The 17,966-nt window shown below is 68.2% G+C and carries 17 protein-coding genes; 3 read left to right on the top strand and 14 right to left on the bottom strand.

The window, feature by feature from the left end; translation table 11 throughout:
* The 8 genes from QHF84_RS43285 to QHF84_RS43250 all read right to left on the bottom strand — a co-directional run.
* A partial coding sequence (locus tag QHF84_RS43285; protein ID WP_281319451.1) for a right-handed parallel beta-helix repeat-containing protein occupies nucleotides 1–1,464 on the bottom strand: 1,464 nt, incomplete at its 3' end.
* Between the two features lie 18 nt (nucleotides 1,465–1,482).
* Nucleotides 1,483–2,679 (bottom strand): YCF48-related protein, encoded by a 1,197-nt coding sequence (locus tag QHF84_RS43280; protein WP_281319450.1) that lies wholly within the window; start codon nucleotides 2,677–2,679, stop codon nucleotides 1,483–1,485.
* Between the two features lie 117 nt (nucleotides 2,680–2,796).
* The gene (locus tag QHF84_RS43275; RefSeq protein ID WP_281319449.1) at nucleotides 2,797–4,245 is read right to left on the bottom strand and encodes an adenylate/guanylate cyclase domain-containing protein; all 1,449 of its coding nucleotides are present in this window, start codon (nucleotides 4,243–4,245) and stop codon (nucleotides 2,797–2,799) included.
* Nucleotides 4,246–4,285: 40 nt separating this feature from the next.
* Nucleotides 4,286–5,491: a cytochrome c peroxidase gene (locus QHF84_RS43270; protein WP_281319448.1), complete on the bottom strand. Its 1,206-nt coding sequence runs from the start codon at nucleotides 5,489–5,491 to the stop codon at nucleotides 4,286–4,288.
* Between the two features lie 161 nt (nucleotides 5,492–5,652).
* The gene (locus QHF84_RS43265; protein WP_281319447.1) at nucleotides 5,653–5,913 is read right to left on the bottom strand and encodes a hypothetical protein; all 261 of its coding nucleotides are present in this window, start codon (nucleotides 5,911–5,913) and stop codon (nucleotides 5,653–5,655) included.
* A complete protein-coding gene (locus QHF84_RS43260) occupies nucleotides 5,910–6,161 on the bottom strand; it encodes a hypothetical protein (protein WP_281319446.1) in 252 nt (83 codons plus the stop codon). Before QHF84_RS43260 ends, QHF84_RS43265 begins: the two co-directional genes overlap by 4 nt.
* Before the next feature lie 69 nt (nucleotides 6,162–6,230).
* A complete protein-coding gene (locus tag QHF84_RS43255; protein WP_281319445.1) occupies nucleotides 6,231–7,094 on the bottom strand; it encodes a class I SAM-dependent methyltransferase in 864 nt (287 codons plus the stop codon).
* A 27-nt stretch (nucleotides 7,095–7,121) separates the two neighbouring features.
* Nucleotides 7,122–8,522: an APC family permease gene (locus QHF84_RS43250; protein WP_281319444.1), complete on the bottom strand. Its 1,401-nt coding sequence runs from the start codon at nucleotides 8,520–8,522 to the stop codon at nucleotides 7,122–7,124.
* A gap of 108 nt (nucleotides 8,523–8,630) precedes the next feature.
* Here QHF84_RS43250 and QHF84_RS43245 point away from each other — a divergent pair, with 108 nt between their 5' ends.
* The 3 genes from QHF84_RS43245 (at nucleotide 8,631) to QHF84_RS43235 (ending at nucleotide 11,118) form a co-directional block, all read left to right on the top strand.
* The gene (locus tag QHF84_RS43245; protein ID WP_281319443.1) at nucleotides 8,631–8,978 is read left to right on the top strand and encodes a hypothetical protein; all 348 of its coding nucleotides are present in this window, start codon (nucleotides 8,631–8,633) and stop codon (nucleotides 8,976–8,978) included.
* 11 nt (nucleotides 8,979–8,989) lie between these two features.
* On the top strand, nucleotides 8,990–10,297 hold the full coding sequence (locus QHF84_RS43240) for a hypothetical protein (protein ID WP_281319442.1): 1,308 nt from the start codon (nucleotides 8,990–8,992) through the stop codon (nucleotides 10,295–10,297).
* Nucleotides 10,298–10,383: 86 nt separating this feature from the next.
* Nucleotides 10,384–11,118: a hypothetical protein gene (locus QHF84_RS43235; RefSeq protein ID WP_281319441.1), complete on the top strand. Its 735-nt coding sequence runs from the start codon at nucleotides 10,384–10,386 to the stop codon at nucleotides 11,116–11,118.
* On the opposite strand, the gene QHF84_RS43230 is transcribed toward QHF84_RS43235, so the two are convergent.
* The 6 genes from QHF84_RS43230 to QHF84_RS43205 form a co-directional block, all read right to left on the bottom strand.
* Nucleotides 11,103–12,194 (bottom strand): M28 family peptidase, encoded by a 1,092-nt coding sequence (locus tag QHF84_RS43230; protein WP_281319440.1) that lies wholly within the window; start codon nucleotides 12,192–12,194, stop codon nucleotides 11,103–11,105. The genes QHF84_RS43235 and QHF84_RS43230 overlap by 16 nt on opposite strands.
* A 33-nt stretch (nucleotides 12,195–12,227) precedes the next feature.
* Entirely contained in the window at nucleotides 12,228–13,637 is a 1,410-nt protein-coding gene (locus QHF84_RS43225; protein ID WP_281319439.1) for an HTTM domain-containing protein, read from the bottom strand.
* Complete coding sequence (locus QHF84_RS43220; RefSeq protein ID WP_281319438.1) at nucleotides 13,624–14,712, bottom strand: imelysin family protein; 1,089 nt, start codon at nucleotides 14,710–14,712, stop codon at nucleotides 13,624–13,626. Before QHF84_RS43220 ends, QHF84_RS43225 begins: the two co-directional genes overlap by 14 nt.
* 47 nt (nucleotides 14,713–14,759) lie before the next feature.
* Nucleotides 14,760–16,151 (bottom strand): di-heme oxidoredictase family protein, encoded by a 1,392-nt coding sequence (locus QHF84_RS43215; protein ID WP_281319437.1) that lies wholly within the window; start codon nucleotides 16,149–16,151, stop codon nucleotides 14,760–14,762.
* Between the two features lie 5 nt (nucleotides 16,152–16,156).
* Complete coding sequence (locus QHF84_RS43210; protein ID WP_281319436.1) at nucleotides 16,157–17,347, bottom strand: imelysin family protein; 1,191 nt, start codon at nucleotides 17,345–17,347, stop codon at nucleotides 16,157–16,159.
* Nucleotides 17,348–17,429: 82 nt separating this feature from the next.
* Nucleotides 17,430–17,909: a hypothetical protein gene (locus QHF84_RS43205; RefSeq protein WP_281319435.1), complete on the bottom strand. Its 480-nt coding sequence runs from the start codon at nucleotides 17,907–17,909 to the stop codon at nucleotides 17,430–17,432.
* Nucleotides 17,910–17,966: the final 57 nt, after the last annotated feature.

Here is a 17,966-nt window from a genome sequence, read left to right as displayed (position 1 = left end):
GCCGCCCGCGCCGCCGGACGCGCCTGCGCCCGCGCCGCCGGACGCGCCCGCTCCGCCGCCGCCGCCGACGCCCGAGCTCGTCGGACCGCCGCCGCCCACGCCGCCCGTGGGCGAATCCATGACGAATTCGTAGGCGCCGACCGCAGGGGGTTTGGCGCGGAGGTATCCGTCGAGGTCCGTGGTAAAACCGTCCGCGCTGTGGTCGATGCCGGCGCCGCGGGCGGGCGAGCTCTCCGTGAGGTGGTAATCGTCCGCGTCGCCCTCGACGAACCCGGCTTCGGCGACCGTGGGCACGAAGAGGTTGCCCTCGGCCGTCCAGCCCACGTCGTTGCCCGCGCCGATGGCCGAGCTCGGCCCCACGACGAGATTGTTGTAGGCGAACGCGCCTTCGATCTTGTCGCCGAAGACCTGCACTGCGGCCTTGCCAAAGCCGACCAGCGTGTTGTGGGCGATGCGATAGGAGACGGGGCCCGGGTTGTTCTGGATGTTCGCGTAAATGTTCGTCTCGCCGAACCGCAGCACGACGTTGTCGGCGACGGTGGTGTCGTTCGCGCCGAACACGAAGATGCCGTTCACCGGGCCGTCGGAGATGATGTTCCGGCGGATGTCGCACTTCGAGGGGCCCCCGATCTGCAGGCCCATCCACTGGTATTGCACCATCTCGCCGCCGACGCGGCGAATGATGTTGTCGTGGACGCTGCAGCCCTCGCGGGCCATGCCGACCTGCGCGCCGTCCCAGCCCGTGTCCTCCACGATGCAGTGGTCGATCTCGATGCCCTCCAGGAAATGCGGCATGCGCACCTCCTGCTGGCCATTGCAGGTGATGGTGTGACCGGCCCCTTGCGTGCTCCCCACGTAAAACCCTTCGCCGCCGGTGTCGTGGACCCAGAGGTGGTGCAGGCGCACGTTTTTCTGGATGAACTTGTCCTGGTCGGCGCTGCCGTCGCAGAGGGGGTCGGTCTTCGACATGACGCCGGCGAAGCCGGTCTCGTAGACCTCGATGTGGTCGACCTCGTAATCGGTGCTCTTGTCGAGGAACCAGAGGCCGACGCCCGGGTACGGTTCCTTGTCCGGCGCGCTGACCCGGAAGCCGTACTCGACGCCGGCCTCCCCAGTTCCGGTGAGATGAAAATGGTGGGAGCTACCCTGGAAATCGACGGCGTACGCACGATCCGTGTTTCGCACGTTGACAACGCCGCCGCAGTTCTTCACGACGACGGGCGCCTCCGCCGTGCCGCGGATCTCGCGGAAGCGGATGAACTCGTAATCCCCGGCCATGACGCAGATGACGTCGCCGGGGTTCACGCCGAGATCGGTGCCGTTCACGGCGGTCGTCCCCGGCATGATCTCGTGATTGCAACCGCATTCGGCGGCCGACGCGGAGGCCGGATCGAGGATCAGGAGCGCGAGGGCCGTGGAGGTGGAGAGGGCGAGCGAGGTGCGGGCGTGTATCGAGGAAGGCATGCCCACATGGTAACGGTATCAACGGCGACGAAACAAGGTGCCCGTGGGGCTCGGCGAATAAACGCCCTCGCCGCCGACGAAGACCTCGCCGCTCGGGAGGGCGAAGATCGTGTCCACCATGCTGTAGGCGAGCTTCGTCCACATGTTTTGCGCGGCAAGCTCGTCGGTCCAGGTCTTTCCGCCGTCCAGCGAGTGCTGGAAGGTACGATTACGACCACCCACGAAGATTTCACTTTTGCCGCGACAAGCGAGCGCGCTGAGCTCCATCGAGCCGAAGGTATGCGCCTTCGTCCAGGTCTTGCCACGATCCTTCGACTGATGGATGGATCCGATGGAGTCGATGATGTGCATCACCCCGTCGCCGGTGCCGCAAATGCCGCGGAGCGGCGCGGCGTTGATGTTCACGAGCGTCCACGTCTTTCCGCGGTCCTTCGTGTGTACGAGCGCGGTCGTGCTCCTCCAGGAGCCGTCCTTCGGGGCGGCATCGCCGAAGGCCCAGACATCGCGGCCTGTGCCCCAGACGCCATAAAGCCAGCGCAGGCCGAGCGATTCGCCTTGCCGCTGCCACGTCTCGCCGCGATCCGAGGAGTGGAGGATCACGCCGTCCGAGCCGACGGCGTAAGCATCCTTATCGTCGGCCCAGAATCCGTTGTAATATGCATTCACCGGGACCGCGGTGGTTTTCCACGTGACGCCGCGATCCGTCGAGCGGAGGATTACGTTTTTCGAGCCCACCCAGACCTCGTCGGGCGAGGTGCCCCAGACGCTGAGGACCTGGGCCATTTGCGGGATTTTCACGATTCGCCACGTGAGGCCCCGATCGTTTGACTGCAAAAATTCATCGCCGGTGGCCGCGAAGACGACGTCGCCGGCGCCCCATACCTCCCGCACCGGCGTTGGGTAGTTGCCGTGCTCGCCGGTCCACGTGCCGGGCGGGCCGTCGAGCAGGACCAAAGCCATCTCGCGATACGGTTTGGCCTCGGGCGGAGGCGCGGGCGAAGGTTCGGGCGCCGCGGGCTTCTCTTCGATCGCGGCGGGCGCGGGCGGCTTCTCTTCGGTCGCCGCCGGCGCAGCGACCACGACCACGGGCGAAGGTTCGGCCGGCGCCGCGGGCTGAGGAGCGGTCTTCGAAGAGCTCCCGCCGCCGCAGGCCGCCGCGAGGAGGGCCATCGTTGCGGCGGCCCAGGAAAAGAAGCGCGTGAGAGATCGGTGCATTCGCGTGCCTCGTTCGAGGGCGCCATCATAGCGGCAAGCGGTACGATGGGATGGAGGTTCGCGCCTCCAGGCATGGAGGCTGGAACCTCCATCGAAGGCGCGAGGCGCCGGAGTCCGTCACGGTATGGACAGAGGCGCTTCCGCCCCCGCGCGGACCATACGCACGACGGGCACCTCGCCCGCGATGCCCTTGAGCGGCGCCGTGGCGCGCGTCGCGACGAGCTCCGCCGCTCGAACGGCATCCGCGACACCGGGCACTTCGAACACCTCGCTCGTGCACACGATCTCCCCGGCCCGCGCGAGGCCCTGCACACGCGCCGCGATGTTGACGGTTCGGCCGAAATAATCGAGGCGCTCGTTGAGCTCGACCGCGATGCAAGGCCCCGTGTGCAGGCCGATCTTGAGCAGGAGATCCGCCTCTTTCAGATCGGCGATCGCCCGGTTCATGAGGATCGCGGCGCGCATCGCGTGGATGGGCTCGGCGAAGCTCGCCATGACCGCGTCGCCGATGGTCTTCACGATGGCCCCGCCCTGCGCGGCGGCGATCGAGCGGAGGACGGAAAAATGCTTGCGGACGAGGTCGTAGGCGCGAAGGTCGCCGACGCGCTCGTAAAGGGCCGTGGAGCCGGTGAGGTCGGTGAAGAGCACGGTGACGCGCTTGAGCTCGAGCCCGCCCTCGGAGGGGATGCTCTCGGCCCGGAAGAGGTCGCGGAACGATTGCGACGAGACGAGCCGCGCCCCGTTGAGGTACGGGAGCAGCGGATACGCGAGGGGTCGTCCGGGCTCGGCCGGATCGGGCCAGGTGTCGCCGACGGGCGCGATGAAATAACCCACGGCGTGGGTCGTGCGGTTCAACATGCGGAGCTCGACGCGGCCGGGGCCGACGTCGACGAGGGCCGGAATCGCCCGGCCGTCGAGCAAATCGAACGAGGCCTCGCGCGGGCCGCCGTCCTTCACGCGGACATACACGGCGAGGTGGCCCGCAGGCGCGAGCATGACGTACTGCCCGACCTCGGGGAAGTCGACGGTCGCGACGTGGGCCTCGCCGGGGAGCACGCGTGCTGCGGCGAGGATGCTCGCGCCGAGCGCGCGATGCGGGCGTGATGCGGGCGCGACGCTCGACGAGAAGTAAAGGCGGATGGCGTCCTCGCGCAGATCGACGGTGTCCGGCGAATGGAAGCGGATGCGCCGCACCGAGGGGGCCACGGTGAACGCGACCTCGACGCGGTCGTCGAGGAAGCCGTCGAGGTGGAGGTTGCAGAAGTTGCAGTGCTTCGACTGGAGCGAGCGCAATCCGCCGGCCGTCGTGAGGAAGGCCATGCAACCGGGGCAAAGCATGCCCCAGGCGAAGTCGAGGATGCCGACGTGCGTGGCGTGGAGGAAGAGCTCGATGCCCTCCTGCTCGTCGAGGCCGTGGCTCGCCGCATACCGGAGGGGGCTCATGCGGAAGAGGGCCTCGTCCGGCGCGCTCGTGACGTGCGCCGCGAAATCGTCGAGGGTGCGCGCGGCGAATCGGTTCTTGCCGCGGAGGACGTCGAGCCGAAGGGAGAGGTCGGAGGGCGTCATGCCGCTCGATCCTACCAGCTCCCCACGGCTGCGCGAGTGTTCAGGGCGAGGACGTTTCGAAGGGGTCCGTGTACATCGGATCGGCGAGCAGCTTCTCGTCGGTGAGCGTCTTCAGGAACGCCACGAGCGAGGCCTTTTGCTGGGGCGTGAGGTTCAACTTGCGCGGCTCGGTCGAGCCCTGGACGCGCAGGCGCGGGTCGAGGTTCGGGTGGGGCTTCACGCCGGAGTTGTAATGCTCGACGACCTGGTCGAGGGTCTCGAAGCGACCGTCGTGCATGTACGGCGCGGTGAGCGCCACGTTGCGGAGCGAGGACGACTTGAAGCGGCCGTTGTCCTGCGGGTTGCCCGTGATTTCCCCGACGCCGTTGTCGTCCACGTCGGTGGTCGCGTCGAGGCCGTTGTTCGTGGGGACGGCGATGAAGAAAAACGCGTTGTTGTGGCGCGGCGGCGGGTGGGGCGGGCCGTCGTCGAGGTGGCAAGCCGCGCAGCCGCCCGCAGGGCCGAGGAAGAGGGCCTTGCCCGCGTTCTCCTCGGGCGTGAAGTTCGAGAAATCGGCGGCGATGTTGCCGCCCGCGGCCTCGATGCCCTCGTCGAAGCGCGAGCGGTACGAGACGATCGATCGGACGAACTGCGCGAGGGCGCGGGAGATGCGGTCCGAGGTGATCGCAGGATCACCGAACGCTTTTTCGAAGAGCTTCGGGTAGTAGCTCTTCGCCGAGACGTTCGCGACGAGCTCGTCGAGGGTGAGGCCCATCTCGACGGGATCCTGGATCGGCCGGAGGACCTGATCTTCGAGCGTGGCGGCGCGCTCGTCCCAGAAGAAGCGGCCGTTGCGATAGTAACGCGCGTCGACGACGCTCATCGAGTTACGCCCGGTCTCGCCGCCCTCGAAGCCGAGGCTCAGCCGCGTCGTATCGGCGAAGGCGTTCTCCTGCTTGTGGCAGGAAGCGCAGGCGACGGCGCCGTTTTTCGAGAGGGCCGTGTCGTAGAAGAGCACACGGCCGAGGGTCGCGCCGTCGTCGGTGATGGGGTTTGCCGCGGGCGTGTTGTCCTGATCCTCTGCGAGCTGGCCCTGGAAATGCGAAGGGAGGGCGATCTCGGCGTAGTTGTAGGGCGTCTCGGGGAGATCGAGCCCGTCGTCGGTCGTCACCGGGGGATCCGGCGGATCGATGGGATCGGGCGTCTCGGAAGCGGGGCCCTCGCAAGCGGCAAGGGCGGCCACGCAGGTCAAGGAGATCAAAGCCATCGTCGTCGTCTTGCGCACAAGGCACCTCTCGTCGTCGCCAGGGGGGAAAGCTCGACGGCGAGACGGAGCAAGTCAGATGCCAACGGAGAACCGGGCGCAGCCACGGGGGGGCGCCCTCGATCGATGGGGGGTGCGGATTGCAGAGGCGCGCGGGAGGCGCGTTACTCGTTGCCGAAGCCTTGCGAGCCTTTGCCTCGGTCCTGGCCCTCGCGGCGCGTGGCCCCTTCGCTTTGCTCGCCGCCGACGTTCCTGCCGAGCGGCGGCTCGGACGTGCCGGGGGGCTCGTCGCGGTCCCGTTTGCCCTGCGGGACGTTTTGCCGGCCGGGATCGACCGTGCCTTGATTGCCGACGGTGCCTTCGGTGAGGTCGCCGTAGCCCGGCGCCTCTCCGAGGGGCGCTCGGCCCTGGTTCGACGAATTCATTCGTTTCCTCCTTTTCGCACGCCTCCCGTCACGCGGCCCGGATCCCCCGTGACCCTGGCGCCGGGCGGCGCGGGTTCGTCGTATTGGTGCGGATTGTCCGCGGTATAGCCGCGCTGGCTCGTTCCCTGTTGCCGAGCGATGTCGGCGATGGATCCGCTCGCGTCCGGATTGACGGTCCGCGTCGATTGCCCGGGATCCATTCGCTCGGCGCCTGCCTCGTTACGCTTGCCCGCCCCGTGTTCGGCCATGTCCCCTTCCCTTTCCGCGCGGCCGCGCACGAGGTCCATGGGCCCAGGCGCCGTCCACGTCGAGCGTCCTCACGGGTTCGCCCCTTCCCTCTGCGCCGTGAAGGCCCGCGATTGCCCGCCGGCCGGCGTCACGTTCCCTTGAATGCGTGTCCCCTGCACCCGGCCGCGGAAAGTCAGCTCGGACCCCTCGGCCGTACGGAAGCTGATCGCGTCGCCCTGCAGGGTCACCTCCGCGAGCGGCAAGCGCCGATTGCCGAGCTTCAGCGAGCCGCTCACGTCCTGGAACTTCTGCTCGAGCGTGAGCGTGGCCGGCGCCTCGCCCTCCGCCGTCGGGACCGACAAACGATACGTGCCCTGCACGCTGGCGGGGACGACCCACAGATACACCGTGTCGTCGCCGACCTTTTCTTTCCGATCGGGCCGCCAGTCCCCCATGTCGAAGTCGTGCGAGACGATCCGCGCGCCGGGCTTGAGCTCGGTGAGCAATTTGTTGCGGATCCTCAAGTTGACCGAGGGCAAGAGGTAAATCGTGACGACGGTCGCGTCCTTGATGTCCGCGTCGAAGAGGCTCTGCTGGCGGAATTCGACGCGATTGGTGACGCCGGCCGCCTTGGCATTGTTGTTGGCCTCCTGGATGCGCACCGGATCGATCTCGACGCCGACGGCGCGCGCGCCGAGCTTTTGCGCGGCCATGACCACGATGCGGCCGTCGCCGCTGCCGAGGTCGTAGACGACGTCATCCTTGGTCACGCCGGCGATGCCGAGCATACGCGCCACGGTCTCCTCTCGGGTGGGCACGAACGGCACGTCTTTCTGGACGGTCTCCTGCTCCTGCGCGATCCGCGTGACGCTGGGCTTGCGCGCGCCCTCGGCGTACGCCGTCGCCGGCAGGAGGCAAAGTGCGAGGTACGGAACGAGCATTCGCTTCGGCATGGGCCCCTCTCCTCGTGATCGAATTCGTTAGCGACGAGCCTCTGCCGCCCGCCGCCGCGCGAGCCCTCGCGCGCGCGGAAGGAGCAGCACCGGCACACCAGCAAGGAGCACACCCACGCCCACGAGCGCGCCGACGCCCGTATACGAGAGGCTCGACCGGAGCATGTGCAGGCAGACGCCGCAAAAGAGCACGGGCACGACGGGATAAAGGGGCACGCGGAAGGGGCGCGCGACGTCCGGATCTTTTTTGCGGAGCACGAAGAGCGACAGGCCCACGAGGAGGAAAAACGCCCAGAAGACGGGGGCCGTGTATTCGACCATGGTCACGAATCCGTTGCGCGTGACGTCGCCGAGGAGGACCAGCGCGAGCGCAATGACGCCCTGGACGACGAGCGCGCTCCGCGGGGTGTCGGCGCCGTCGTGCCATCGGCCGAGACGCCGGAACGGCGCGAAGCTCTGGCCGAGCGCGAACGTCGTGCGCGCTCCCGTGAAGATGGTCGCGTTCATCGTGCTCAGCGCGGCAAGGGATACGAGGATGCTGATGAGCGTGGCGCCGATCGGACCCATGGCGCGGCGCATGAGGTCGGCCGCGACCGTATCGGAATGGGCGATCGCCGGGAAGCCGAGCCCGCGCAGGAAGATCAGGTTGATCGCGAGGTAAATGGCCGTGATGAGGCCGATGCCAATGACCAGCACCCGCACGACGGCGCGCCGGCCGCCGCGCAGCTCGGCCGAAAGGTAGGCCGCCTCGTTCCAGCCGCCGTACGTGAGGAGCACGAAGACCATCGCGAGGCCAAACGCCGGGTTCGCCGTGGTTACGGCCGTCGCGCCCGCGGCCTCGGCCGGCGGGGGCGCGAGGACGAGACCGGCGACGACGACGAGCAGGAGGCCGAGGACGAGCGCGACCGTGAGCACGCGCTGGAGGACGCGGCATTGCTTCAGGCCGGCGATGTTCGCGCCGGTCAGGAGGGCAATCACGAGGGCGGCCCAGACCGAGGCGGAGTGGGGGCCAAACGAGGCCACCTGGGAGGCGTAATCCCCGACGAGAAAGGCCTGCATGGTGATGGATCCCGTCTGGATGACGGCCATGCGCGACCAGGCGAACAGAAACCCCACCGCGCCGCCGAACGCCCGCGTGAGGTAGTGGTAATCGCCGCCCTTGTGGGGGTACGTCGAGGCGAGCTCGGCATAACAAAGCGCGCCGAGCAAGGAGGCCACGCCCCCGAGCACCCAGGCGAGCATCGCGCTTTTGGCGCTCGTCACGTTCGCCGCGACGAGCGAGGGCGTCTTGAAGATGCCCGCGCCGATCACGATGCCGACGACGAAAAAGACCCCGTCGCTGACCGAGAGCCCGCGCGCGCCGCCCTTGGGAGCACGCCCCGCGGACGAAGTCGCTCGGATCCGGAGGGTGTCGAGCCAACCTTTCATCGGCCTCCGAGGGGGAATGCCGTGCAGAAGCCGGGCCAGGGGGCGGGCAGCGCGCGGTCTCCGCCGAGAATTTGCCCGGCCGGCGAGCGCTCGGTAAAGCCGTCGAGCATGCGCTCGCTTCTCGCTCCCGTTCTCGCACTCTGCCTCGTCCCGCTCGCGGCCTGTAGCTCCGACGAGGTCGCCTGTACCACGCTCGCCGCGGTCTCCGTGACGGTCACCGTCGTCGACAGCACCGGCGCGGCCGTGACCGACGCCGAGCTCACGTATACGGTGAACGGCGGCGCGTCGAAGCCCTGCGAGCAGGTCATCGAGAACACCTACGATTGCGGCGTGGAAGAGGCGGGCGACTTCGTCATCACCGCGACGCGCGACATGGCGACGAAGACCGCGAACGTCACGGTGACCTCCGATGAATGCCACGTCATCGGACAAACCTTGACGATGACCATCGATTGAAGCGGTTTCCCATGAAGACCCCCATCCGTACGCTTCTGCCCCTCGGAAGCGCGCTCCTCAGCGCCTCCTGCGTCGCCCAATCTCCGCTTCAAGCGACGATCGTTTCGGATCCGCAGTTGGTCGCGCCGCAGCCGCCTCCGCCGGCACAGGCCGCCGCGCAGCCGCCGGCGGAAGCCGATCGGCCCGAGGTCGCCGTGCTCCCGATCGAGGACGACAAGCTTTTTCGCGCCGAACGAGCGGCCCTGCGCGCCGAGCTCGCGGCGCACCTCGCCCGCGTCGCGCCCGATTACACGATTCTCGGGCCGGCCATGGTCGATCCCAAGCTGCGGCCCGTCTCGCGGCAAACCGGGCACCGATGCGCCTACGAGGGCGAACCCCTGTCGCGGCGCGCCTACGACGAGGGCTGGTTGACGACCGACGTGATGCGGATCAGCGGGGTCGGCCGAGAGCGCGGCGAGGTGCTCTGGGTCAACATCACGTCGCGCGGCGGAAACATCGGGGTGACGTTCGAAGGGCCCTGGAATCCGCAGCTCGGCGTCGTGGATCGGTATCGCGCGGCGTTCGCGTCGCTGGTCCGGAAAGAACACGCCGGCGTGCTCGGCGGCCTCATGGCCCGGGGCGACGAGAGAAACGCGCTCCGTGAAGGCCCCATCACGATCTGCGAGGACAAACCTTTTGGCCAGTGTGACCCCGGCTCGGTGGACTGGAAAGACCGCGCGGGCAACCTCGTCGCGTGTTTTTCGAATGACGACGACGTGACCCGCGATTTCCTCGTGCAGGGCGACGCGGGCGGGCGGTATTGCGAACTGGAAAACCTCGACCTGCGAGACGGTCGCGAGGGCGCGCGCGAGGCGTGCGTGTGCCAGGCGCTCGTGGGCTCGGCGGCGATGAGCAAGCGGCCGGGGCGGCGCACGATCCGCGTGCAGTACGAGGCGCCGGATCTGGTCGGAAAACAGAGGCCGGAGATTCGCGTCATCGAGGCGACCACGAACATCCACGTGGAGGACGACTGGCATTCGATGGAGCAGGTGGTCGACGGGAAAAAGCGATACACGGCCGTCCACCGGCTCGTGATCGACAACGTCGATTCGATCGCCGCGCCGCTCGCGCGTTGCGCCGCGCCTGCCGGCAGCTTGATCGTGGCCGACTTCGACATCCGCGAGGACGGCGTGCCGGTCTCCGGCAAGGTCGTCGCCGGGACGGCCGATCGCGCGCTCGCCGCATGTATCGAGAAAAACCTCGGCCGCGGCACGTTCACCTGCACGGATGACGGGAGCAGTGCGCGGGTCCGCGTCGCGCTGGAATGGCGAGCCCCCTGACGGGGGAATATCTGGTCACTGCATTGACCATCGACGCCATTTTGCTACGCTATTTCAATGGTGCGTGCGGGGCGTAGACTTCCAGCATGCGCACCTCGTCATGGATGGTTGCCGTCACCTCTCTCGTCCTGCTCTTCGGTTGCGAGCAGGCGTCCTCCGATCCACTGCGCGGCGTCACGTTCGCCATTTCTCCCGTGCCGGAGCCGTGTCTTCCCACGTATGCGCCTTCGATCGTGGCCCCGCCCTCCACGGAGCCGCCGCCCACGGAGCCGCCGCCCACGGAGCCGCCGGATCCGAGTGATCCGCCCGCAGAGCCGCCGGATCCGAGTGATCCGCCCACGGAACCGCCCACGGAGCCGCCGGACCCGCCCGACGAGTGCGAAGATCCGCCTCCGCTCCTCACGCGGACGCAGGGCTTCTGGAAGAACCACGCCTGCGTCATCGATGGCGACGTGGGTGGGCTTTCGCTCTTGCCCGTCTCGCTCGGCGCGGCGATGACGTTCGATTCGTCGCTCGAGGTGCAGGCATATTTCAAGACGCCGCCCAAGGGCGACGCGCAGATCATCCTGGGCCACCAGCTCCTCGCGGCGAAGCTCAATGCAATGGCGTTCGGTATCGGAAACTACGTCTTCGCGGACGTGGACGCCGATGGGGATCTCGAGACGGTGGACGAGCTCCTCGCTCTCGGGGACGTTGCGTTCGACGAGGGCGACGACGAGCGCCGCCTGGTCCTGGGCGCGGTCCTCGATGAATTGAACAATGCGGGAGACGGGGAGTCCTTGCCGTTCAATCCCTCCTGCGGGGGTCAGGGCGGCAAGTAGGCGCTCGATTGCCCTGAATCGCGCTCCTTCCGCACTTCGTCGAGCATCGTCAACGTGAGGCGAACGGCGCGCTCGATCTGGTCGAAATCGACCTGATCGGGCGTGTCCGTGGGCTGATGGTAATCGGCGAGCGCGGCATCGGAGAGGAAAATCGTGGGGGTGTGCGGGCCGAACGGGACGCTGTCGGAAGCGTACCCGAGCCGTGTCAATGCGGCCTCGGGAATGCCGAACAGGGGCCGATCTTCGCGCGCCGCCGCACGATCGAGCAGCGCGCGGGTCCTTTGCCCATCCCGTGTCCCGACGACGAACCCGAGCGCCTCGGATGCGCGCGGAACGACGAGCCGGAGCGGCGATCCGTCGAGCAGGGGCCGGCCGACCATGTCGAGGTTGACCATGAGCGCGAGGCGAGAGAGAGGAACCGTCGGCGCCTCGACGTAAGCTCTCGCGCCGAGCACGCCGCGCTCCTCGGCGCCAAACGCGACGACGACGAGGTCGAGAGCCGCCCCACGCAAAGCGGAGAGGCGGGCGATCTCGAGCAAAGCCGCGACGCCGGAGGCATTGTCATCGGCGCCGGGATATGCTTGGCCGTCGCGCTCCCCCTGCGCGTCGTAATGGGCGCCGACGAGGACGGCGGGGCCGTCGGGACGGGTTTTTCCGCGGAGGTGGGCGATGACGTTCTGATCGCGGACGTCGCTGCGCTCGAACGGGACGCAAGGGTCGTGGCCTTCGGGCGGGGAAAAACCGAACGAGAGGAAGGCGCGCGCGAGGAGATCGGCGACGCGGCGGTTCTCGGAGGAGCCGGCGGCGCGGCCGTGGAGGGCGGGATCCGCGAGGAGATCGACCCACGCGTGGAGGTTTTCCCGGGAAGGCTCGGGCGCGCGGAGGTCGAGGCGCGGCGCCGGGAGCGGCGGGAGATCGGTCGCGAGGGCACAAGCAGGCTGGATGGGCGCAGGCGCGGCGGGCGCGGGCGCGGACGCCGCAACGGGCGAAGGAGGCGCAGGCGGGGCCGCGGGGGGCGCGGCCGGAGCGCCGCACGCAGCGAGGACGAGCGAGAGGGCGAGCGGGAGGCGCGGCATCGGCGAGAGAGTACGCCGGGCCGATTCCCCAGATCAATGCTGTGAGGAGGCTGTGGCGGCCTCCTCGGCGTGGTCGTCGAGCGGCAGGATCCATGGTTTGTGCAGCAAGGAATCCTGGACGGTCGTGAGGTCGACGCTGGGATCGATGATCCGCCGGCTCGGCCGGCCATTCATGGTCACCCACGCGTCCGCGTACACGGACACGTGTTTGCCCCGGCGCGCGTAGTCGTCCGCGACGTGGTGCGCGAGCTCGAGGATCATGTCCGGGCTCTGCGCCATCATCTTCGTCTGGAGCGGCGTGAGCCATCGGGAAGGCTGGGCGAGGATCGTGCGGCCCGTCTCGTGGTCGCGAATGCGGAGCTCGACATAGCCGAGTTTTTCCACGAGCATGACCCTCCAGGCGAATCGAAACCCCTCCTCGCTCCAGGCCGTGTTCCCAGGGTAAAGGAAATGGCGGAGCGGGAGCGCAATCTGCACGATCGCATGCACGGCGAGGAGCGCGAGCCCCACGCGCTGCCACGCGCCGATTGTATGCGGCGGCCTCGGGGCCGCGGGCGCCTCGGGGTTCGAGCGGGCAAACCGGCGCGAGATCCGCGCGAGGAGCGGACGCGGCCAGCTCGGCGGGAAGAAGATCAACGCGGACGCGGACATGATCCACGGGAAGACGCCGATCGGAAAGAGCATGCCGGTGATGAAATGGAAAACCAGCACCGCGGCATACGCGAAGCGTCGGGTGCGATCGCGGAGCAGGAAAAACACCACGGTGAGGTCGAACGCGGCGCCCGCGAAGCTCGCCGCGCGCGCGACCCAGCGCTCGGCGAGGAAGGGGCCGACGACCGGGATGTCCGTGTGCGCCGAGAGCCAGATGCCGAGCGGTTCGCCGCGCAGGAGCCAATCCGGCCCGAGCTTCGCGATCCCGGCGAATACGTACACGACCCCGATCTGGAAGCGCAGGAGCGAAAGCACCCAGGCCGGCGCCGTGCGGCTCGCGAGCGCCGGGTTTCTCCATGCGTCGATCGACGCCGCCCGGTGGAGCGGCAGGAAGATCATCAAGAAGGAGAGGATGCTGATGAGGTAATAGTGGTTGAGATAGGTCGCCTTCTCCAGGAGCTCGACGTACGTGAAGGCGACGAACAGGACGGCCGCGGCGGCGCGGTAGAAGAGCCCGACCATCACGAAGGTGCTCGCGAGGCCGAGGACCACGAAATGGGCGTACATGCCCGAGCCCGGCCAGGGCGAGACCCACGAAAAACCGAAGTAATGAAAGTGAAACGGGGGCGTGATGTAAAAATCGCGGATCCAGCCGTTCGCCCAGAAGCGGACGACGCTCACCAGCATGAGCGCGCCGAAGAGGATGCGGAACGCGGCGAGGGACGCGATGTCGACGGGGCGGAAGAGCCTCTCGACGAGGCTCTCCCGCCGAGATGTCTCAGTCGCCGTCATTGTCACTCAAAGTGACGCTGACGCCGAGGACGCTGGCGACGTCGGTGGAGAGCAGGCGTCGCAACACCCGGAGCGCGTCGTGCGCCTTGGTGACGGCCGCAGGATCATTCGTGATCGCGGTGCGCAGAGGCGCAGGGATCGCCGAGACCGCGGCCGCGGCGTCCGTGAAGGCCTTTCGAACGGAGGAATCGATGGCCGGGCTGCGCGCGGCGACGAGCTCGGTGATGCCGCGCCCGCTGCGATCGCCATGGCGGCCGAGGTAGACGTCCTCGACGCCGCGGAGCGTTCCGAGCAGGTCTTCGATGGAATTGTCGCTGAAGCGTGATTCGACGATCGTCGGATCCGGCCCGACGCCGCTCACCGCCCCGAGCGGGCCCGAGACCCGATTCTCGGCCACCGCCTGCATCGCGAAGACGAGCAGATTGACGACCCGCGCGATGCCGTCCTGTCCCGTGAGGAAGAGGGTGCTGCCCGAACCCGCTTTCGCGACCTGATCCACGAACGCGCCGCCTTCCAGGCTCCACGCTTCCTGCGCCGTCGTCACGTCCGCGGCGATGGTCTCGGCGAGGGCGCGCGCATACGCGCAGCGCTTCTTCCCCGTCGCATCCGCGCTCCCGAGAGAAGCGAGGATCGCGGCATTGCCGCCCGCCGGATCGAAGAGCAGGTATTCGAGCGCCGGCAGGCCCTTCGTGCTCACGCCGAGCGAGGCGATGTGCGCAGCCGTGACGGGCTCGGGCGCGGCCGTGATCGCGGACTCGATCGAGTCGGGACGCGCGGGCCAGAAGTCGATGGCGCTGCCGATGCGGAGGTCCTCGACGGGGCCGAACCGGAACGCCTCGGCATGCTTCCACGGCACGCGCGCCGCGCGCCACGCCGCCTGCGCGGCTTTCAGCGTGTCTTCCGTGGGCGCGTCGCAAAACGCCGCCACGGCGGGAGGCAGCGGGAGCGCCTCTTTTTCGAGCTCGTCGTAGATGGGGAGCATCACCTCGTAGGCGAGGTCGTGCATCACCGCGCGTTGCGCCGTGTCGTCGGCGGTGGGCGTCTCGCACGAGGCCGCCGTGAAGGCGAGCGTCATGGCGAGGGCGAGCGCGGATCGGGAAGGAAAGGCCGGTGGTGACAAGCTCATAACGACTCCAGGAACCGAACGAGCGCGCGGCGATCCTCGGCCGGCAGGGCGCGGAACGCCTCGCGTGAGGCCTCCGCCTCGCCACCGTGCCAGAGCACGGCCTCGACGAAGCCACGCGCGCGGCCATCATGTAGCAGATTTTGGTGGCCATTGACGACATGGAGGAGCCCGAGGCCCCAGAGAGGCGTCGTACGCCACTCGCGCCCGTCCGCCTCGAAATCGGGCCGGCCATCCGCGAGCGCCTCGCCCATGTCGTGGAGGAGCAGGTCCGTGAAGGGCCGGATCGTCTGGCCGGACAGCTCGGGATAGCCGTCGAAGGTGCCGGTGCGAAACACGGGCGTATGGCATTTGCCGCAGCCGAGCTCCAGGAAATGCCGCTTGCCGGTGAGGACCACGGGATCCCCCACGTCGCGGCGCGCCGGGACCGCGAGGGTGGTCGAATAAAACGTGACGTCCGTCAGAATCTTGTCGCTCGCCTCGGGGGTGCCGCCGGTCGGGGCGTCCTTGCAATCGGTCTCGGCGTCCGTGCACTCCTCGTTCATGAACATCGACGTGGTGATGCCCATGTCCCCGAGGAACGCGCCCGCCGTCTGCTGCGCGAGCGTCGGCTGGTTCGACTTCCAGCCGAATCGACCGAGCACGACGGCCCCGCGCGCCGCGTCCCACACGTGGTTCGCCCGTCCGGAGATGCCGTCGCCGTCGGCGTCGTCCGGATCCTCGGCCCGGAGGATATCCTCTTCGGCGATGGCTTCGAGCAGGCCGAGGCCGATCATCGCGGGCGCGACGCGCGGCGAGATCATCGTGTCCGGCTGCATGTCGCCGCGACCCGCGGCGATCGTGTAGACGGGCTTGCGCAGGCTGTACGTCTCGCCGTCCGGGAACGAGCCCGGCATTTCTTCATAAGCGACGAACGCGTCGCCCTCGGGCGCAACGCCGGGGATGGCGCGCGGCTGGAGCTGGCCGCCGTACGTGGGCTCGGGGGCGGGGCCGCCGTGCGCGTCCACGCCGGGGATGCTGAGCCGGAGGAGGACCGAGACGAGGGGCTCGGCCGGGTCGTCCGGCGGGCTGCCGCGGCCGTCGAGGAGGTGACAGGACGAGCACGAGCGCGCGTTGTAGAGCGGCCCGAGCCCATCCCGCCCTTCGGTCGAGGAGGGAGCGATGACCCAGTTTTCCTTGAAAAACGAGTTTCCCACGAAAAACGCGCTGCGCCGCTCGGGCGTCATGTTGCGGGCCGAGAGCGAATAGGCGTTCTTCGAGGTGTCGTGGACCGTGGTCTCGCCGCCGGAGAGCTCTTCCCCCGGCTCGGCCGAGAGCCCGGTCTCCCCGGGCGGAGGCTCCGCGCCGCAGCCGAGGACCACGAAGACCAAAGGAAACACGGGCCATCGCATGGCGATCACTCCTCGATGTTGAGCTGGAGGCCGAGCAGCGTCGCGACCTCGATGATCGTCGACGTCTGCTTGCGGAGCGCCTCGATCGCCTTCTTCACCTTCTGCCGCCCGGCCGCCGTGTCGTCGCCGAGGATCGCCTGATCGAACGGCTTTCCGATGGCCTCGATCGCGTCGATGCTGGCCTGCATCTCCTCCTGGAGGCGCGCGTCGAGCGCCGGATCACGCTCACGCACGAGCTCGTCGATGCCGGGCAGGTCGACCGAGGCGCGGCGGCCGAGGTAGACGTTCTGAATGCCGATCGCATTGTTGAGCAGATCTTTGTGCGTGTTGTCGCTGAAGCAGGAGTGCTCGTCTTCCTGCTCCTTCGTGTCGTACGCGACCTGTATCCGCTCGCCGGCGAGCTCGGCGCCGCTCAGGCTGCCGAGACCGAGCAGAATGCGGCGCAGCGCCTCCTCGGGCGGGAGCGCGACGAACGACGCCCGGTACGCGCCGGTCTCGGGCGCCCATTCCGCCGAGACCGAGCCCAGGTCCTGGAGCAGGAGTTTTCCTGCCGCGAGGAGGTACTGCCCGCGACGCTCCTGGTTCGCGGCCGTGCCCATCTCGACGAGGTAATCGGTGTACGGCCGCTGCCCGGGGCCGTCGGCGGAGAGGTCTTGCCCCCAGAGCAGGAACTCGATCGCGTGATACCCGGTCGCGATGTTCTTCTCGCCGTCCTTCTCGTTCAGCTCGGCGATCGTGGTCTCGTCGATCGTCGGGTACGTCGCCGGATCGTTGATGATGCCCGCGTTCGGATCGCCGTCCACGTAATCGACGTAGGCCTCGTCCATCGGCCAGGCATTGATGCGGCCCTCGGGGCCGTCGTCGTCGTCGATCGGGCCGCCGTAAAAGCGGAAGGCCTCGGTCAGGCCGTACGGATCACGCGCGAGGAGCCACGCCTCGCGGGCGGACTCGAGCCTCGCCTCCGTGGGATCGGCCACAAACTGCGCGAGCGTGGCGTTCAGCGAAGAGGTCTCGTCCATCGCTTCGATGTACGAGTTTTGCACAAGGGACGCGTAGGCCGCGATGATGGGCGGCGCCGACTCTGAGAGGGGCTTCGCGCCCGACGCAGGCTCCTCCGACCCGCAGCCGGTGAGCAGCCCGGCCACGGCCGTCACGAGGGCCGCGGACTTCAAGATTCGTATCGAACGCTTGGTCATGTCTCGGTACTCCAGAAATTGAAAGTGACTTTCACTTGTCACAGACGACCGAGCCCTGTCAAGCGGCAACGGGCCTTCGCGCTCAGCGACCGGTGGGACGGATCACGCCTGCGGCGCGGAACGCTTCGTCGAGGTCCGCCTGGACGTCGCCCGTGGGGAGTGTCGTGGATCGACCGTCCTCCACGACCTCGAGCGCCGAGCATTCGTAACAGATGACGATGTCGACGGTGTGGCCTCCGCGCACGGTATGCACGCCATGGCGCGGATTGAAGCATTTCGCCTGCGTGCCGCCCTTGCGCACGCCGGCATTCACGATGTCGATGATATGCTCACGCGCCTTCGGGTGGGCGACGTCGCCCTTCGCGAGGACCTGGTATCCGTGGAAGGTCTCGACGCCCGGCGGCGGCTCTTCGCCGTGTTCGGGTTCGAGCGCGAAGACCTGGAACGAATCGGCCTCGTGGAGCACGGCCATCGCGGAGTCCGGAAGCGAGCCGCAGCCGAGGACGGACGTTGCGAGAAGCGAGAGGAGCGCCGTGACACGGGCGACGAAAGGCCATCGCATGGGTGCGATCGTGTCTCGCAGATTTGACGTATCCACGCAAATCAAGACTCTGATACC

It is taken from the genome of Polyangium sp. y55x31 (assembly GCF_029946505.1).
Classification (GTDB): domain Bacteria; phylum Myxococcota_A; class Polyangia; order Polyangiales; family Polyangiaceae; genus Polyangium.
The sequence above is the reverse complement of the archived record's forward strand: the minus strand, read 5'-3'. Positions and strand labels throughout refer to the sequence as shown.

Coding starts and splice junctions, on each gene's coding strand:
- QHF84_RS43275 (WP_281319449.1), bottom strand. CDS start 4,245: ATGACGCCCTCCGACCTCTCCCTTCGGCTCGACGTCCTCCGCGGCAAG.
- QHF84_RS43260 (WP_281319446.1), bottom strand. CDS start 6,161: ATGGCCGAACACGGGGCGGGCAAGCGTAACGAGGCAGGCGCCGAGCGA.
- QHF84_RS43270 (WP_281319448.1), bottom strand. CDS start 5,491: ATGGCTTTGATCTCCTTGACCTGCGTGGCCGCCCTTGCCGCTTGCGAG.
- QHF84_RS43235 (WP_281319441.1), top strand. CDS start 10,384: ATGCGCACCTCGTCATGGATGGTTGCCGTCACCTCTCTCGTCCTGCTC.
- QHF84_RS43215 (WP_281319437.1), bottom strand. CDS start 16,151: ATGCGATGGCCCGTGTTTCCTTTGGTCTTCGTGGTCCTCGGCTGCGGC.
- QHF84_RS43230 (WP_281319440.1), bottom strand. CDS start 12,194: ATGCCGCGCCTCCCGCTCGCCCTCTCGCTCGTCCTCGCTGCGTGCGGC.
- QHF84_RS43205 (WP_281319435.1), bottom strand. CDS start 17,909: ATGCGATGGCCTTTCGTCGCCCGTGTCACGGCGCTCCTCTCGCTTCTC.
- QHF84_RS43250 (WP_281319444.1), bottom strand. CDS start 8,522: ATGAAAGGTTGGCTCGACACCCTCCGGATCCGAGCGACTTCGTCCGCG.
- QHF84_RS43255 (WP_281319445.1), bottom strand. CDS start 7,094: ATGCCGAAGCGAATGCTCGTTCCGTACCTCGCACTTTGCCTCCTGCCG.
- QHF84_RS43240 (WP_281319442.1), top strand. CDS start 8,990: ATGAAGACCCCCATCCGTACGCTTCTGCCCCTCGGAAGCGCGCTCCTC.
- QHF84_RS43210 (WP_281319436.1), bottom strand. CDS start 17,347: ATGACCAAGCGTTCGATACGAATCTTGAAGTCCGCGGCCCTCGTGACG.
- QHF84_RS43280 (WP_281319450.1), bottom strand. CDS start 2,679: ATGCACCGATCTCTCACGCGCTTCTTTTCCTGGGCCGCCGCAACGATG.
- QHF84_RS43245 (WP_281319443.1), top strand. CDS start 8,631: ATGCGCTCGCTTCTCGCTCCCGTTCTCGCACTCTGCCTCGTCCCGCTC.
- QHF84_RS43265 (WP_281319447.1), bottom strand. CDS start 5,913: ATGAATTCGTCGAACCAGGGCCGAGCGCCCCTCGGAGAGGCGCCGGGC.
- QHF84_RS43225 (WP_281319439.1), bottom strand. CDS start 13,637: ATGACGGCGACTGAGACATCTCGGCGGGAGAGCCTCGTCGAGAGGCTC.
- QHF84_RS43220 (WP_281319438.1), bottom strand. CDS start 14,712: ATGACGCTCGCCTTCACGGCGGCCTCGTGCGAGACGCCCACCGCCGAC.